At 66.2% G+C, this 14,232-nt stretch carries 14 protein-coding genes; 11 read left to right on the forward strand and 3 right to left on the reverse strand.

From position 1 onward, the window contains the following. Nucleotides 1–144: 144 nt before the first annotated feature. From U5782_RS21855 to U5782_RS21895, 9 genes are all read left to right on the forward strand, one after another. Nucleotides 145–1,554 carry a DUF2252 domain-containing protein gene (locus tag U5782_RS21855; protein WP_322045971.1) on the forward strand — a complete coding sequence of 470 codons (1,410 nt, stop codon included), beginning with the start codon at nucleotides 145–147 and terminating at the stop codon, nucleotides 1,552–1,554. A gap of 113 nt (nucleotides 1,555–1,667) precedes the next feature. Continuing rightward, nucleotides 1,668–2,549, forward strand: a complete 882-nt coding sequence (locus U5782_RS21860) for a LysR family transcriptional regulator (RefSeq protein ID WP_322045972.1) — start codon at nucleotides 1,668–1,670, stop codon at nucleotides 2,547–2,549. A 42-nt stretch (nucleotides 2,550–2,591) separates the two neighbouring features. Then, on the forward strand, nucleotides 2,592–3,380 hold the full coding sequence (locus U5782_RS21865; protein WP_322045973.1) for an SDR family oxidoreductase: 789 nt from the start codon (nucleotides 2,592–2,594) through the stop codon (nucleotides 3,378–3,380). A gap of 86 nt (nucleotides 3,381–3,466) precedes the next feature. After that, nucleotides 3,467–3,676, forward strand: coding sequence for an oxidoreductase-like domain-containing protein (locus U5782_RS21870; RefSeq protein WP_322045974.1), 210 nt, complete (start codon nucleotides 3,467–3,469; stop codon nucleotides 3,674–3,676). A 54-nt stretch (nucleotides 3,677–3,730) separates the two neighbouring features. After that, entirely contained in the window at nucleotides 3,731–4,606 is an 876-nt protein-coding gene (locus U5782_RS21875) for an NAD-dependent protein deacetylase (protein ID WP_322045975.1), read from the forward strand. 68 nt (nucleotides 4,607–4,674) lie between these two features. Beyond that, nucleotides 4,675–5,292 carry a pyridoxamine 5'-phosphate oxidase family protein gene (locus U5782_RS21880; protein WP_322045976.1) on the forward strand — a complete coding sequence of 206 codons (618 nt, stop codon included), beginning with the start codon at nucleotides 4,675–4,677 and terminating at the stop codon, nucleotides 5,290–5,292. Between the two features lie 27 nt (nucleotides 5,293–5,319). Then, on the forward strand, nucleotides 5,320–5,952 hold the full coding sequence (locus tag U5782_RS21885; RefSeq protein WP_322045977.1) for a DUF938 domain-containing protein: 633 nt from the start codon (nucleotides 5,320–5,322) through the stop codon (nucleotides 5,950–5,952). 254 nt (nucleotides 5,953–6,206) lie between these two features. Continuing rightward, nucleotides 6,207–7,619 carry an NADP-dependent phosphogluconate dehydrogenase gene (gndA, locus tag U5782_RS21890; RefSeq protein ID WP_322045978.1) on the forward strand — a complete coding sequence of 471 codons (1,413 nt, stop codon included), beginning with the start codon at nucleotides 6,207–6,209 and terminating at the stop codon, nucleotides 7,617–7,619. Between the two features lie 236 nt (nucleotides 7,620–7,855). Then, nucleotides 7,856–8,185 (forward strand): DUF4148 domain-containing protein, encoded by a 330-nt coding sequence (locus U5782_RS21895; RefSeq protein WP_322045979.1) that lies wholly within the window; start codon nucleotides 7,856–7,858, stop codon nucleotides 8,183–8,185. Between the two features lie 685 nt (nucleotides 8,186–8,870). Here U5782_RS21895 and U5782_RS21900 read toward each other — a convergent pair. Next, nucleotides 8,871–9,680 carry a DUF2968 domain-containing protein gene (locus U5782_RS21900; RefSeq protein ID WP_322045980.1) on the reverse strand — a complete coding sequence of 270 codons (810 nt, stop codon included), beginning with the start codon at nucleotides 9,678–9,680 and terminating at the stop codon, nucleotides 8,871–8,873. Nucleotides 9,681–9,819: 139 nt separating this feature from the next. Beyond that, a complete protein-coding gene (locus U5782_RS21905; protein ID WP_322045981.1) occupies nucleotides 9,820–10,140 on the reverse strand; it encodes a hypothetical protein in 321 nt (106 codons plus the stop codon). 343 nt (nucleotides 10,141–10,483) lie between these two features. Between U5782_RS21905 and U5782_RS21910 the strand changes: the two genes are divergently transcribed. Both U5782_RS21910 and ltaE read left to right on the forward strand, forming a co-directional pair. Further along, the gene (locus U5782_RS21910) at nucleotides 10,484–11,221 is read left to right on the forward strand and encodes a peptidoglycan DD-metalloendopeptidase family protein (protein ID WP_322045982.1); all 738 of its coding nucleotides are present in this window, start codon (nucleotides 10,484–10,486) and stop codon (nucleotides 11,219–11,221) included. A 191-nt stretch (nucleotides 11,222–11,412) separates the two neighbouring features. Beyond that, nucleotides 11,413–12,417 (forward strand): low-specificity L-threonine aldolase, encoded by a 1,005-nt coding sequence (gene ltaE, locus U5782_RS21915; RefSeq protein WP_322045983.1) that lies wholly within the window; start codon nucleotides 11,413–11,415, stop codon nucleotides 12,415–12,417. A 43-nt stretch (nucleotides 12,418–12,460) separates the two neighbouring features. Here the strand turns inward: ltaE and U5782_RS21920 are convergent, their stop codons facing one another. Beyond that, entirely contained in the window at nucleotides 12,461–13,810 is a 1,350-nt protein-coding gene (locus U5782_RS21920; protein WP_415914378.1) for an MFS transporter, read from the reverse strand. Between the last annotated feature and the right edge of the window lie 422 nt (nucleotides 13,811–14,232).

A 14,232-nucleotide genomic window follows, 5' to 3' on the forward strand; every position in this document is an offset into this window, starting at 1 on the left:
CGCTGCGCCGCCGGTGTGCGCGCTTGCACAAAAGAGGGCCACAGGCTTAAATACGGCTGGCGCGCTCGTCTGACAGAATGAGGCACGCGCCGATGCGGGACGAATCACGGCATCCACGAACACCCTCAAGAACGGGAGCAGTTCATGAATGGAAGGACCGTTGCGGAACGCGAAGCGGCCGGACGCGCCGCGCGCGAAAAGGCGAAGCGATCGAGCCACCGCCAGGTGGGCGAACTCAGCCGCGACCCGCTCGCACTGCTCAAGGCCAACAGCGAGGGCCGCGTGCCCAACCTCGTGCCGCTGCGCTACGGGCGCATGATCGTCTCGCCGTTCACGTTCTTTCGCGGTAGCGCCATCCTGCAAGCGCACGACCTGGCGCAGGTGCCGAACACCGGCATGGCGATGACGATCTGCGGCGACGGTCACCTGCTGAACTTCGGCGGCTTCGCCACGCCCGAGCGCCAGCTCGTATTCGATCTCAACGATTTCGACGAGGTGGCGCCCGGCCCCTGGGAATGGGATCTCAAGCGGCTCGTGGCCAGCTTCGTGGTGGCCGCGCGCAACATGCGCTACTCGCGCGGTGTGGCCGAAGATCTGGTGATGACGGTCGTGAACACCTATCGCGACCGCATGCGTCAATACGCGGACTACGGCGCGCTCGAACTCTGGTACGACAAGATCACCTTCGACCGCATGGTGGAGACCGCGCTCACGCCCGAGGGGCGTCGCATGATCCGCCGCGGCATGGAGAAGGCTGCGGGCCGCACGCACGAAAGCATGCTGGAAAAGCTCGCCGTGCGCGACGGCGCGCATTGGACCATCCGCGACGCGCCGCCCGCGCTGTTTCATGTGCACGGCCCGAATTCGCTCTACGAGTCCGAGGACAACTGGCTCACGTTCAGCGATTGGCGCTCGCTCATCACGCCCACTTACGACGCCTATCGGAAGACGCTCGCGCATGACCGCCGCGAACTGCTGGAGCACTTCGAGATTCAGGACATGGTGTTCAAGGTGGTGGGCGTGGGCAGCGTGGGGACGCGCTGCCTCGTGATGCTGCTCGTCGATCATCACGACAAGCCGCTCTTCCTGCAATTGAAAGAAGCGCGCCAGTCGGTGATTGCGCAGTATTTCAAGTCGCCTTCATTCAAGCACGAGGGCGCGCGCGTCGTGCAGGGGCAGCGCCTGTTGCAGGCCGCGAGCGATCTGTTTCTCGGCTGGTCCACGGGGCCATCGGGGCGGCACTTCTACTTCCGCCAGTTGCGCGACATGAAGCTCTCGATCGAACTCGATCTGCTCGACAGCACGCTGCTCGCGGGCTATGCGCGTCTGTGCGGCTGGGCGATGGCGCGCGCCCATGCGAAGTCGAGCAATGCGGCCATCGAGATCGCTGCCTACATCGGCCGCAGCGACCAGTTCGCCGAAGCGCTCGCGGGCTACGCGGCTTCTTATGCGGATCAAGTCGAGCGCGACTACGAAGTGTTCGTCAAGGCGGCGCGCAGCGGCGAAATCCTGGCGCGCTCGGACGAGGACATGGCCGCCGATTTCCGCGTGTAGACAGGGGCGTCGATCGACGCACGCATGAGTGGCGCGCACGAACGCGCTATCCTTGCGCTTTTGTTTCGCCGCCTGTGCACCGCGTCTTCGTGGGCGCATGCGGCCCGCGCCTCATGCGTCTACGTCACATCGAAGTCTTCCACGCGATCATGCGCACGGGCTCGCTCTCGAAAGCCGCCGAGTTGCTGTGCGTCTCGCAGCCCGCCGTGAGCAAGGTGCTCGCGCATGCCGAACGCAGCGCGGGCCTCAAGCTGTTCGCGCGCACTCACGGCCGCTTGCAGCCCACGCGCGAAGCCGAACTGCTGTTCGCCGAAACGCAGAAGCTGCAATCGAGTCTCGATAGCATCCGCGATCTCGCGCGCAATCTCGCGTTGCGCCCGCAAGGGCTATTGCGGATCGGCTGCCTGCCGAGTCTTGGCATGAGCCTGATACCGCAAGCCGTCGAAGCGTTTCGCGCGAGCTATCCCGACGTCTCGCTCAAGATCCAGACGCGTCACACGACCGAATTGCTCAACGCCTTGCTCACGCGCGAGCTGGACGTGGGCGTCGCGCTCAATCCGCCCACGCGGCCCGGCATCGAGGCATTCGAACTCGGGCGCACCGCTATCGTGTGCGTGGCGCCGCCCGACGATCCCTCGCCCGCCGATGCGCCGCTCGCGTTGCAGGATTGCGTCGAGGGCGAGTGGATCAGCATCGGCAATGTCGATCCGCTTGGCGAGACGATCGGGCATTTGCTGGAGACACAGGGCGTGGACGGACAACTCGCCGCCGTCGAGGCGCAGACCTGGTACGTGGCGCGCTCGCTGGCCGCGCGCGGCATCGGCCGTGTGCTGCTGGACGAGATCACGGCGCGGAGCGCGGGCGAGCCGGTGGCGATCCGCCGTGTCGAGCCGGAGTTGACCGTGGGCGTGTTCGCGGTCTGGCGCGATGGCGGCATGGATTCCCAGGCGGGCAGGGCGTTCGTGGAGGTGCTGCGCGCGCGGCTCGCGGGATAGCGATGGATCGTGATGTTTTGTGAAGGCAAGGAGGCAGGAACGATGACTGAAGTGGATCGCAACACAACACCCGCAGCCCCCGCGCGCAAGGTCGCGCTCGTCACCGGCGCGGGCAGCGGCATCGGGCGCGCGTGCGCGCGCAAGCTGCTGGCGAACGGCTATGCCGTCGTGCTGGTGGGACGGCGCGCGGAACCGCTCGAAGCGCTCGCTGACGAGGCCCGCGCGGCGGGCCAGGAGGCGCTGGCCGCACCGTGTGACGTGACGGATGCGGCCGCCATCGACGCGCTGTTCGACACCGTGCGAGCGCGCTACGGACGCCTCGATCTGCTCTTCAACAACGCGGGACGCAATGCCAAGGCCGTCGATATCGACGAGCTTTCAGTCGAGGACTGGCGCGCCGTGGTCGATACCAACCTGACCGGCGTGTTCCTCTGCACGCGCGCAGCGTTCGGGCTCATGAAGCGCCAGAGCCCGATGGGCGGGCGCATCATCAATAACGGTTCGATTTCGGCGCACGCGCCGCGGCCGTTCAGCATTGCCTACACGGCGACCAAGCACGCCATCACCGGCCTCACGAAGTCGGTCTCGCTCGATGGGCGGCGCTACGACATCGCCTGCGGCCAGATCGACATCGGCAATGCGGCGACCGAGATGGCCGAGCGCATGGCGCGCGGCGTGCCGCAGGCCAATGGCGAGATCGCGGTCGAACCGCTGATGGACGTGGAACTGGTCGCCGATGCGGTGCTGCATATGGCGCAACTGCCGCTCGCGGCCAACGTGCAGTTCATGACGATCATGGCGACGAAGATGCCGTTCGTCGGGCGCGGCTAGGGGCGCGATCGGGGCGTTGGGGGCCGGGCGCGTGTTCGCACGCTCCCGTATACTGGAAGGCGTTTAGCTTTCTAACGCCTGTCTCCATGTCTTTGCCCCCGCTTTCCGAGGACGATCCGCGCCCGCTGCCGCCCGAGCGGCCCGATGACGACGCCTGCTGCCAGAGTGGCTGCGATCCCTGCATTTTCGACTTCTACAACGACGAACTGCAGAAGTGGCGCGCGGCGCTCGCGGCCTGGGAGGTGCGTGAGGCCGCGAGGCTGGCGGCGTTGCCCACCGCGAAATCGGGCAGCTAGTCCGGCCTCGATCCGAACGGTTGCATCGCCCTCACTATCCGCCGAGCCGATCCCATGTCCGATATCGCCCCGCCCATCGCCGCCAGTCCTGCTACGCCGCCCGATCCGGCCGCGCTCGACGCGCTGCACGCCTTCGTCGAGCGTCATCCGCGCCTGTTCGTGCTGACCGGCGCGGGCATCAGCACCGATTCCGGCATCCCGGGTTATCGCGACGACAACGGCGCCTGGAAGCGTTCGGCGCCCATCACGTTGCAGGAATTTCTCGGCTCGGAGAGCTGGCGGCGTCGCTATTGGGCGCGCAGCATGATCGGCTGGCCGACCGTCGGTCTCGCGCAGCCCAACGGCGCGCATCGCGCGCTCGCGCAACTCGAAGCCACGCGGCGCGTGGGCGCGCTCGTCACGCAGAACGTCGATGGCCTGCATCAGCGAGCGGGCAGCCACGATGTTATCGAGTTGCACGGCAGCATCGGCCACGTGCATTGCCTCGACTGCGGCGCGCAGTATTCGCGCGCCTCGATCCAACCGCAGCTCGTCGCGCGCAATCCTGCGCTGGCGGATGCGTTCGCCGAACCGGCCGCCGATGGCGACGCCCATCTGGACTTCGACGGCGCCAATGCCTTCGACATTCCGGCCTGCGCAGCCTGTGGCGGCATGCTCAAGCCGTCGGTGGTGTTCTTCGGCGAGAACGTGCCGCGCGAGCGCGTGGCCGCGGCCTCGGCTGCGCTCGACGAGGCTGATGCGGTGCTGGTGGTGGGTTCGTCGCTGATGGTGTATTCGGGCTATCGCTTCTGCGCGTGGGCGCAGCAGCGCGGCAAGCCTGTCGCGGCCATCAACCTCGGCAAGACGCGCGCCGATCCGTTGCTGGCGCTCAAGGTGGCGGCGCCCTGCGCGGCCACGCTCGAAGCGCTGGTCGCGCGCCTCGCGGCCTGACATTTTTCTTCACGGGTTCGCGCGTTAACGTATCGCTCTTCACCCGCCCATCGACGAGGAAGCGCCCCATGCTGAATACCATCGCCGAACTCGAAGCGCACTACGGCGCGCCGAACGAACGCTCGCTGCGCAAGGAAATCGACTTCATCAATGCCGATTACCGCCGCTTCATCGAGCTTTCGCCCTTCGTGGTGCTGGCCTCGGGCGGCCCTGACGGCCTCGACTGTTCGCCACGCGGCGACGCGCCGGGCTTCGTGCGCATCCTCGATTCGCGCACGCTCGCGCTACCCGACCGGCCCGGCAACAATCGCGTGGACAGTCTGCGCAACGTGGTGGCTGCGCCGCAGGTCGGCCTGCTGTTCATGGTGCCGGGCGTCGGCGAGACGCTGCGCGTGAACGGCCGCGCGCGCGTGAGCCTCGATGCCGCGTTGCTCGCGAGCTTCGCCGTGGACGGCAAGCCGCCGCGCTCGGTGCTGCTGATCGAGGTGGAAAGCGTGTACTTCCACTGCGCCAAGGCGATCGCGCGCTCGAACCTCTGGGACCCGGCGCACCACGTCGAGCGCGCGCAACTGCCGAGCGCGGGCGAAATGCTGCGCCGCGTGAGCGACGAGCAGTACGGCGAGGGCTTCGACGTCGAACGCTATGAAGCCGATCTCGCCGAACGCATGAAAAAGAGCCTGTACTGAATCCGATCTGAATCCAACCCGAGCACGATGAACGACCCTCAAGACAGCCTGCGCCTCAACGCGCCCGCCGCCGCGCGCAACGCCGCGCCGATTCTCGACGTCCTGCGCACGGCGCTGCCCGCGCGCGGCACGGTGCTGGAAATCGCGAGCGGCACGGGCCAGCATGCCGTGCATTTCGCGGCGGCGCTGCCCGGCCTCGACTGGCAGCCGAGCGATGCCGACCCGCGCGCCCGCGCATCCATCGCTGCGTGGCGCGAACACGCGGGCCTCGCCAATCTGCGCGAGCCGCTCGATCTGGACGTGCGCCGTGAGCCTTGGCCGCTCGACGCTGTCGATGCCATCGTCTGCATCAACATGATCCATATCTCGCCGTGGGAAGCCTCGATTGCGCTGATGAAAGGCGCGGGCGCGCGCGTGGCGCCTGGCGGCGCGCTGGTGCTGTACGGGCCGTATCGGCGTGACGGCGCGCACACCGCGCCGTCCAACGAAGCGTTCGATGCCGATCTGCGCGCGCGCGACCCGGCATGGGGCGTGCGGGACCTCGAAGCCGTCGAAGCGCTCGCGCGCGCCGAGGGCTTCGTCTGCGAGGCCGTCGTGCCGATGCCGGCGAACAATTTCACCGTCGTTTTCCGCAAGGCGTCGGCGGCGAGTGCCGGGTGAGCAATAAGTGCGCGATAATCGCGGCCCTCGATAAGCCGTGCGCGCTCACGAAGCGCGCGCCGGAACGCAGCAACGAACGCATGACAGCCCGCGAAGGCGGGCGAACACACGGGCCGCGCCGCGGTCTGATATGACCGGGCCGCCGGTGCGCGCGATTGCGCATCGTTGGTGCGTTTCCCTTATCCTTGCACGATCGACGTCTCTCGCAAGACCTGCGCGGGCGTCACCCCAATCGATTGAAGTGGAGAGTCAACATGAGCAAACAGGCAATCGGCGTGGTGGGTCTGGCCGTGATGGGGCGCAATCTTGCGCTCAACATCGAGAGCCGCGGCCATGCGGTGTCGGTGTTCAACCGCAGCCGCGAGAAAACCGATGAGCTGATCGCTGAGTTCCCCGAGCGCAAGCTGGTGCCGACGTACACGCTCGAAGAGTTCGTGGAATCGCTCGAGAAGCCGCGCCGCATTCTGCTGATGGTCAAGGCGGGCGAGCCCACCGACGCCACCATCGAGGCGCTCAAGCCGCTGCTGGACAAGGGCGACATCCTGATCGACGGCGGCAACACGCACTTCACCGACACGATCCGCCGTAACACGGAACTCGCGAAGGCGGGCCTGCATTTCATCGGCACGGGCGTGTCGGGCGGCGAAGAAGGCGCGCTCAAGGGCCCGTCGATCATGCCGGGCGGTCAGCGCGATGCTTACGATCTGGTTGCACCGATCCTCACCGAAATCGCCGCCAAGGCGCCGGCGGACGGCGAGCCGTGCGTGGCCTACATGGGCCCGGACGGTGCTGGCCACTACGTGAAGATGGTGCACAACGGCATCGAGTACGGCGACATGCAACTGATCGCCGAAAGCTACGCGGTGCTCAAGCAGGTGGTCGGCCTCTCGAACGAGGAACTGGGCAAGGTCTACACCGAGTGGAACCAGGGCGAGCTCGACAGCTACCTGATCGAAATCACCTCGAAGATCTTCGACAAGAAGGACGACGAGACGGGCCAATACCTCGTTGACGTGATTCTCGACCGTGCGGCGCAGAAGGGCACCGGCAAGTGGACGAGCCAGAACGCGCTGGATCTGGGCGCGCCGCTGCCGCTCATCACCGAAGCCGTGTTCGCGCGCGTGCTCTCGTCGCTCAAGACGCAGCGCGTGGCCGCGAGCAAGGTGCTGAGCGGCCCGGACACGAAGCCGTTCGCGGGCGACCGCGCGGCCTTCATCGAGGCAGTGCGCCGCGCGCTCTACTTCTCGAAGGTGATCTCGTACGCACAGGGCTTCGCGCAACTGCGCGCCGCCTCGGACGAGTACAAGTGGGACCTGCAGTACGGCACCATCGCCAAGATCTTCCGCGCGGGCTGCATCATCCGCGCGCGTTTCCTGCAGAAGATCACCGACGCCTACGCGAAGGACCCGCAACTCGCCAACCTGCTGCTCGATCCCTATTTCCGCGACATCGCCGCGAACTATCAGGCAGCGCTGCGCGACGTGGTGATCGAGGCCGTGAAGGCCGGCGTGCCGGTGCCGGCGTTCTCATCGGCGGTTGCGTACTTCGACGCCTATCGCTCGGAACGCGTGCCCGCGAACCTCGTGCAGGCGCAGCGCGACTTCTTCGGCGCGCACACGTTCGAGCGCACGGACAAGCCGGGCAGCTTCCACGCCGACTGGTCGTGACTCGCGCTTTGAGCGGCTAAGTTAGCGCTCACTGCGTCGATTACCCGCATTGTCCTTGCGGGTATTTGTCGAATGAAAAGGGGAACCCCACCGGGTTCCCCTTTTTTGTTACTGATTTCGCAACAGTGTATTTAGGAATTAGGGTTTTCCCTAGAGCGGATAAAAGCCTAGACTTCAGTCAATCGCAGACGGACACCAAAGCCGAAAGCGAACATAAAACAGATGGAGGTCGAATCATGAAGAAGCTTATCCCCGCAGTTGTCGTGGCCGCCGCTCTTGTCGTTCCGGCGCTTTCGTTTGCCCAGTCGAACCAGCAAGGTCTGACCCGCGCCCAGGTGCGCGCCGAGCTCGTCGAGCTCGAACAGGCTGGCTACAACCCGGGCGCTGATCGTGTGAATTACCCCGAAAATCTGCAGGCCGCCCAGGCACGCGTGACCCAGGAAAAGCTGGCTCGCGGTGATACGAGCGGTTACGGCGCGCCGGCTGTTGGCACGTCGCAAGCGGGCGGTCCGGCCGTGCAGCCGGAACACGTCGTACCGTCGCAAGCTGTGTATTTCGGCCACTAAGCCAGTTGTGGTCTTGAGTTGAAAGCGAAGCTGCGATGTACGGCTTCGCGAAGAAGGCGGTTGGAAAGTAGTGAGAGTCGTTGATGTGGCAGTAAGCAGTCGCAGGTCGTTGCAAGCACAGAGGTGTAGTTTGTAGTGGCAGTGAGCAGTAGATGTTGTTGCTTGAGTAGTTAGCGGTTGCAGTAAGCAGTAGAAGGTTGAAGCAGCACAGAGGTGTAGTAGAGAGTGGCAGTACGTAGCGCGTAGTTGTTGTTGCTTGAGTAGTTAGCCGTTGCAGTAAGCAGTAGAAGGTCGAAGCAGCACAGAGGTGTAGTAGAGAGTGGCAGTACGCAGTACGCAGTGCGCAGTTGTTGTTCTGTTGTTGCTTGTGCAGTTGGCAGTTGCAGTACGTAGTAGCAGGTCGCAGTAAGCAAAGAGGTGTAGTTGGCAGTAGATGTTGCAGTTGTTGTTGCGTGAGAGAAAGCAGTAGAAGTTGGTAGTGCGAAGTAGATGTGGCAGTACGCAAAGAGGTTGCATTAGTTGTTGCAGTAGGCAGTACTCGCAGGTGTATGAGGCAGTAGAAGTAGCAAGTGCAGTACGCAGTAGCAGCATGCAGTCCAGCGCGGCCCGGTCCTTACCGGCCCGCGCTTTTCCTTTTGGGGCGGCGGTTTTGTGTGGTGCCGCCCAGCGCGACACCCGGGCACCCTCAGCGCCCCGGCAAATGCGGCACGCCTTCGTTGCTCGTCACGCTCAATTGATGGATCGTCCGGTGCGCCTTGTTCAACTGCGCCTGGGCCGCAATGCGCTGTGCCTCCAGCTGCGCCACGTCCTTGCGCGCCTGATGCTGGCGAGCGCTCACCCGATGGTCCTGTTCTGCGTGCCGTTGCAGATCGACGCGCAGCCGCTCCGCATGCGCCTCTGATTCCTCGATCTGCTTCGTGAGCATTGCGTTCTGCGCGGCCAGTTGCGCGAGGCGCGTTTCGCCATCGGCGAGGCGCGTCGCCTGCTCCTCGAGGTGATGAAATACGGCGCCCGCGGAATCGAGATCGGCGGCCCGGAAGGCATGCCAGAGCGTGTTGTCCTGGTGCATGGCCACGAAGTACGAGAGCGTGTTCGGATGAAACAGCAGCGTCACCGAATAATCGAAACTGCGGAACACGCGGAAGGTGCTCAACTCTTCAGCAGCGGCCAGCGCCGCGAACGACGCGCCGTCCGCGAGTTGCACCGGACGATTGGCAAGGTGCGCGGGCACGGCCGGGACCGCATGCAGCGTGGAGACGGGTCGCGGCGTCAGGTTGGGATCGGGTACTGCCGCTGAGCTGGTATCGAGTTCGGCCGAAGCCTGCGCTTCCGCGCTAGCTGTGTCAGGCTCAAGATTTGCTCCCGATGGTGCGTCGCGCAGAACTTCGACGTCCTGGGCGCTGGCGTTGTCAGCGGCGGACTCGGCGCCCACGGCGACGAGGTGAGATGCGCCGCCCGACAGCACGGCGTTACGGCGATGCAGGAAAGACTTCACGGCGTTTCCCCTGAAATATCCGGCCGGACGAGCGACCCCGTGCGTTGAACGGGGTGGCGGGCTGCTGCGTTCGGCTGGCGGTCAGGCGGGACGGGTACTCGCGCAACCCGACCCGGCGTGGCCAGTAATGAGCCTGTGCTCAGTGCAGCAGGCGCGGGCGGCGTGCGATATCGTCGAAAAGCGCACGCCCGGGTTCGAGCGCGAACAGCCACGTTTCGTCGTAGCCGCTCAAGGTGTCGAGGGCGTCGCGCAGACGTTCGATAACGACAGCGGGGATCTCGACCGTCGCCTGCACGCCGCCGGAGAGGCGCGCAACGCTGGCGTGCTGGACGAGTTCGTCAGCGGCTTCGGCAACATCGGCGGCGAAGACGAGATGGTTGTTCAACAATTCGACAAGGCCCGGCGATGCCGCGACGTCTTCGATGTTGATCTGCACGGAAACGAAAGTGGCTTTGTTCATCCTGGGATCCCTCGGGGACGTTGCACCACAGCGAGAGGCGGGTCGTCAGCTTTTCTTTTTGTCTGATTATGGGAATCGGTTAGACCCAGTATAGGCGAGGGCGCGATCAGGGCTAGCGAGTTTGTATGCGCGCTCAAGGAGAATGCTGCCGCCCCGGATCGAATGCCCAGCAGGCCGACGTGCGCGTTAAAAAAGCCGCTGCGGCCAGAACGATATAATGGGGGCCGTTCGCCAATTCCGGCTTGAAACGGAGAGGGTTTCGCGGGCGAACGCCGGCGGCCCTACGCGCATCCAAATACGTATCCCCGTCGTACGTAGCGAGGAACCAGCGAGGAACTGCAACATGAATCAACAATGGCGAAATCCGGGCGCGTACGCGGCACTGGCTGCACTCACGCTTGCCTGCAGCGCCTGTACCTTCACGCCGTGGGAGGGCAGCCCGTCTGCGCCCGCCCCGACGTCCAACGGCGTGCCCGCCGGCTATTACCGCGTCAATCCGGGTGACACGCTCTCGCGTATCGCGTCGGCCTACGGCCAGCGCGCCCAGGATCTCGCGAGCTGGAACCAGTTGCCGCCTAACGCGCAGGTGCTGCCAGGTCAGGTGCTGCGCGTCGCGCCCCCGCCCGGCTACAGCGCCAGCGCCGCGCCGCAGCCGCCTGCCTTCACGAGCACTGCGCCCGCCGCCAACGGCGTCGCCGTGCCCGCCCCGGTCGCGGCGAGCGTCGCGCTCGCGTGGCCGGCGCGCGGACCCATCCTTCAGCGTTTCGTGCCGGGCAAGTCGACCGGCATCGTGATCGGCGGCGCGCCGGGCGAGCCGGTCAAGGCTGCCGCGGCCGGCCGCGTGGTCTACGCGGGCGCGGGCATCGAAGCCTATGGCCCGCTCGTCATCATCAAGCACAACGACCAGACCGTGACGGCCTACGGCCATAACGGCCGCCTGCTCGTCAAGGAAGACGACGCCGTCTCGCAAGGCCAGCCGATCGCCGAAATGGGCGTCGACAACAACGGCGTCGCGGGCGTGCAGTTCGAAGTGCGCAGCGACGGCAAGCCCGTCGATCCGCTGCCGCTGCTTTCGCGTTAATCCCTCGCGCTGATCCACGCGCACCTGGCGCATCGAGGCGGTCGCTGCTTTTTCAGCGATTTGCCACGGTGCGCGGTTTGAAAATACACTCGATGGTTTCCACGCCGCGCATGGCTTCGATGCGCGGCGCTCAAGCGTCGTGCGCGCCTTGCCAGTTGGGCCGCGTGCGGCTCACTCTAGGACTCCATCGCATGATCGACCTGCGCAGCGACACCGTTACCCGCCCGAGCCAAGCCATGCTCGCCGCCATGACCCGCGCCGAAACCGGCGACGACGTCTGGGGCGACGACCCCACCGTGCTGCGCCTCCAGGCACGCGTAGCCGAAGAGGCCGGCAAGGAAGCCGGGCTGTTCTTCCCGAGCGGCACGCAGAGCAACCTCGCCGCGCTGATGGCGCATTGCGGGCGCGGCGACGAATACATCGTCGGCCAGGCCGCGCACACTTATAAGTACGAAGGCGGCGGCGCGGCGGTGCTCGGCAGCATCCAGCCGCAGCCGCTCGAGAACGCGGAGGACGGCTCGATCCCGCTCGAACGCGTCGCCGCCGCGATCAAACCCATCGACGATCACTTCGCGCGCACGCGCCTGTTCGCGCTCGAGAACACCATCGGCGGCAAGGTGCTGCCGGCGGCCTACGTCGCCGAGGCCACGCAGTTCGCGCATGGCCGTGGGCTCGCGACGCACCTCGACGGCGCGCGCGTGTTCAATGCGGCCGTGGCCTCGAATCAGTCGCTTAAGGCGATGGCCGAGGGTTTCGATTCGATGTCGATCTGCTTTTCGAAGGGGCTGGGCGCGCCGGTCGGCTCGGTGCTGGTGGGCAGCCGCGCGCTGATCGACGTGGCGCACCGCTGGCGCAAGGTGCTCGGCGGCGGCATGCGCCAGTCGGGCGTGCTGGCGGCGGCCTGTCTCTACGCGCTCGATCACAACGTCGCGCGTCTCGCCGACGATCACGCGAACGCCGCGCGCCTCGCCGCCGGGCTCGCGCAGATCGACGAGGTCAAGCTGATGTCGCACGCCACCAATATGGTGTTCGCGCAGTTCCCGCAGACCGACTGCGCGGCGCTGGAGGCGTGGCTCAAGGAGCGCGGGATTCTCACGCAGATGCTCTACGCGTCGCGCTTCGTGACCCATCTCGACGTGAGCGCCGCCGATATCGACACCTTCGTCGCAGCCGTGAAGGCCTACTTCAAGCGCTGATGCAAAGAGGCGGCGCGTTCAACGCGTAACGCGCCGCCGCGTTTCAATGATTCACCTTCCGGTGCGACGGCGCGAACAACCGCAAGCCGCTCGCCACGCTCGCCACGGCTGAAAACGCCGCACCCAGGCCGAGCGCCAGCGTCGGGCCATGTTTGCCCACGATGCCAAAACACAATGCCACCAGCGCCGCGCCCGTGGTCTGCCCGAGCAGCCGCGAGACGGCGATGGTGCCGCTTGCGCCCCCGCTGCGTTCGGGCGGCGCGGCCGCCATGATCGCGCGCAGGTTGGGCGACTGGAAAAAGCCGAAGCCCGCGCCGCAAATCGCCATGCGGATCACGATGTCGATCACGCTCGGGTGGACCGGCAGCATCGCGAGCGACGCCATCCCCACCGCAAGAATCGCGAGGCCGATCGCGCCGAGCAGGCCGGGCGGATAGCGGTCCGAGAGCCGCCCCGCGATGGGCGCGGCGGCGGCCACGACCACGGGCCAGGGCGTCATCAGGAAGCCGGTCTCCACCTGGCTGCGCAGCAGCACGGTTTCGAAATAGAACGGCAGCGATACGAACGCGAGACCCTGCGCCGCGAACGAGCAGACTGCCGTGAGCGACGACAGCGCGAACACGGGGCGCTTGAACAGATCGAGTGGCAGCATCGGCGCGGGATGCCCGATCTCGCGGCGGATCAGCAGCGCGCCGAACACGAGCGCAATGGCGGCCGCCGTCGCGACTTCCTTGAGCGGCGCGCGCTGCGCCGCCTCGCCGAGCGCGAAGATCAGCGCAGCGAAGGTCACGAGATTGAGCAGCGCCGCGAGCGGGTCGAACGAATGCTTGCCGCGCGCCGTTTGCGGCAGCGCGGGCATGGCGAACACGAGCGCGATCACGCCGAGCGGCACGTTGATCGCAAAGAGCCACGGCCAGGTGCCCGCCGAGAGAATCAGCGACGCGATAGTCGGGCCCACGGCGAACGACACGCCCACGACCAGCGCATTCATGCCGAGGCCGCGTCCGAGCCGGTGCGGCGGGTACAGGAAGCGGATCAGCGCCGTGTTCACACTCATGATCGCGCTCGCGCCGAGGCCCTGTAGCACGCGGGCGCCAGCCAGCGCCGTGAGCGTGGGCGCGAGCGCGCAAGCGAGCGACGCCACGGTGAAGATGGCGAGCCCGCTGATATAGATGCGCCGATGGCCGAGGATGTCGCCGAGCGCGGCGAGCGGCAGCAGCGTGGCGACCATCGCAAGCTGATAGGCGTTGATGATCCACACCGAGGCGGCGGGCGCGGCGTGCAGGTCGGCGGCGATGGCGGGCAGGGCCGTGTTGGCGATGGCGGTGTCGAGCGTCGCCAGCGCGACGGCAAGCATCACGGCGGCCATCGCGCGGCGGTTTTTCGCCGTCATGGGGGCGTCGGCGCGCCCGGTGTCTTTGGGCGCGGATACGGTTTCGGACAAGGTTGATCTCGGGCGTGGTCGGGGCGGGTTCGGCGAGGGCGCCAGGCGAACAGCGTGGGCTTCGCGCGAACGATCCAGCGATTGTTACAGAGGTGGCGCGATTATGCAGCGCGTGCTTCAGAGCGTGGGCTGGCTGTAAGGCGAAGCGGAAATGGTCGCGCGCTCATCGTCCATATCGCAACTAACAGCCAACCCGCACCCCATCCGCGAACGCTAAGGCCCGTGCCACGCGGCGCGTATCGCGTCATCCATCAGGCCAATACCGCCGCAGCGGATCGCACGGATGCCGCGCCGCCGCACGTCTTGAAAATGTCCTACTCTGCAAACTGATCTGCGCCTGCTGGCACGCGATTTCTGCCGAGGAGAATGCA

The sequence above is a fragment of the Paraburkholderia sp. J67 genome, assembly GCF_905220265.1.
In the GTDB taxonomy this organism is placed as follows: Bacteria; Pseudomonadota; Gammaproteobacteria; order Burkholderiales; family Burkholderiaceae; genus Paraburkholderia.

What these genes read in the sequence shown, in the direction of transcription:
- U5782_RS21855 (WP_322045971.1), top strand. Translation starts at nt 145, where the DNA reads ATGAATGGAAGGACCGTTGCGGAACGCGAAGCGGCCGGACGCGCCGCG.
- U5782_RS21860 (WP_322045972.1), top strand. Translation starts at nt 1,668, where the DNA reads ATGCGTCTACGTCACATCGAAGTCTTCCACGCGATCATGCGCACGGGC.
- U5782_RS21865 (WP_322045973.1), top strand. Translation starts at nt 2,592, where the DNA reads ATGACTGAAGTGGATCGCAACACAACACCCGCAGCCCCCGCGCGCAAG.
- U5782_RS21870 (WP_322045974.1), top strand. Translation starts at nt 3,467, where the DNA reads ATGTCTTTGCCCCCGCTTTCCGAGGACGATCCGCGCCCGCTGCCGCCC.
- U5782_RS21875 (WP_322045975.1), top strand. Translation starts at nt 3,731, where the DNA reads ATGTCCGATATCGCCCCGCCCATCGCCGCCAGTCCTGCTACGCCGCCC.
- U5782_RS21880 (WP_322045976.1), top strand. Translation starts at nt 4,675, where the DNA reads ATGCTGAATACCATCGCCGAACTCGAAGCGCACTACGGCGCGCCGAAC.
- U5782_RS21885 (WP_322045977.1), top strand. Translation starts at nt 5,320, where the DNA reads ATGAACGACCCTCAAGACAGCCTGCGCCTCAACGCGCCCGCCGCCGCG.
- gndA (WP_322045978.1), top strand. Translation starts at nt 6,207, where the DNA reads ATGAGCAAACAGGCAATCGGCGTGGTGGGTCTGGCCGTGATGGGGCGC.
- U5782_RS21895 (WP_322045979.1), top strand. Translation starts at nt 7,856, where the DNA reads ATGAAGAAGCTTATCCCCGCAGTTGTCGTGGCCGCCGCTCTTGTCGTT.
- U5782_RS21905 (WP_322045981.1), bottom strand. Translation starts at nt 10,140, where the DNA reads ATGAACAAAGCCACTTTCGTTTCCGTGCAGATCAACATCGAAGACGTC.
- U5782_RS21910 (WP_322045982.1), top strand. Translation starts at nt 10,484, where the DNA reads ATGAATCAACAATGGCGAAATCCGGGCGCGTACGCGGCACTGGCTGCA.
- ltaE (WP_322045983.1), top strand. Translation starts at nt 11,413, where the DNA reads ATGATCGACCTGCGCAGCGACACCGTTACCCGCCCGAGCCAAGCCATG.
- U5782_RS21920 (WP_415914378.1), bottom strand. Translation starts at nt 13,810, where the DNA reads ATGACGGCGAAAAACCGCCGCGCGATGGCCGCCGTGATGCTTGCCGTC.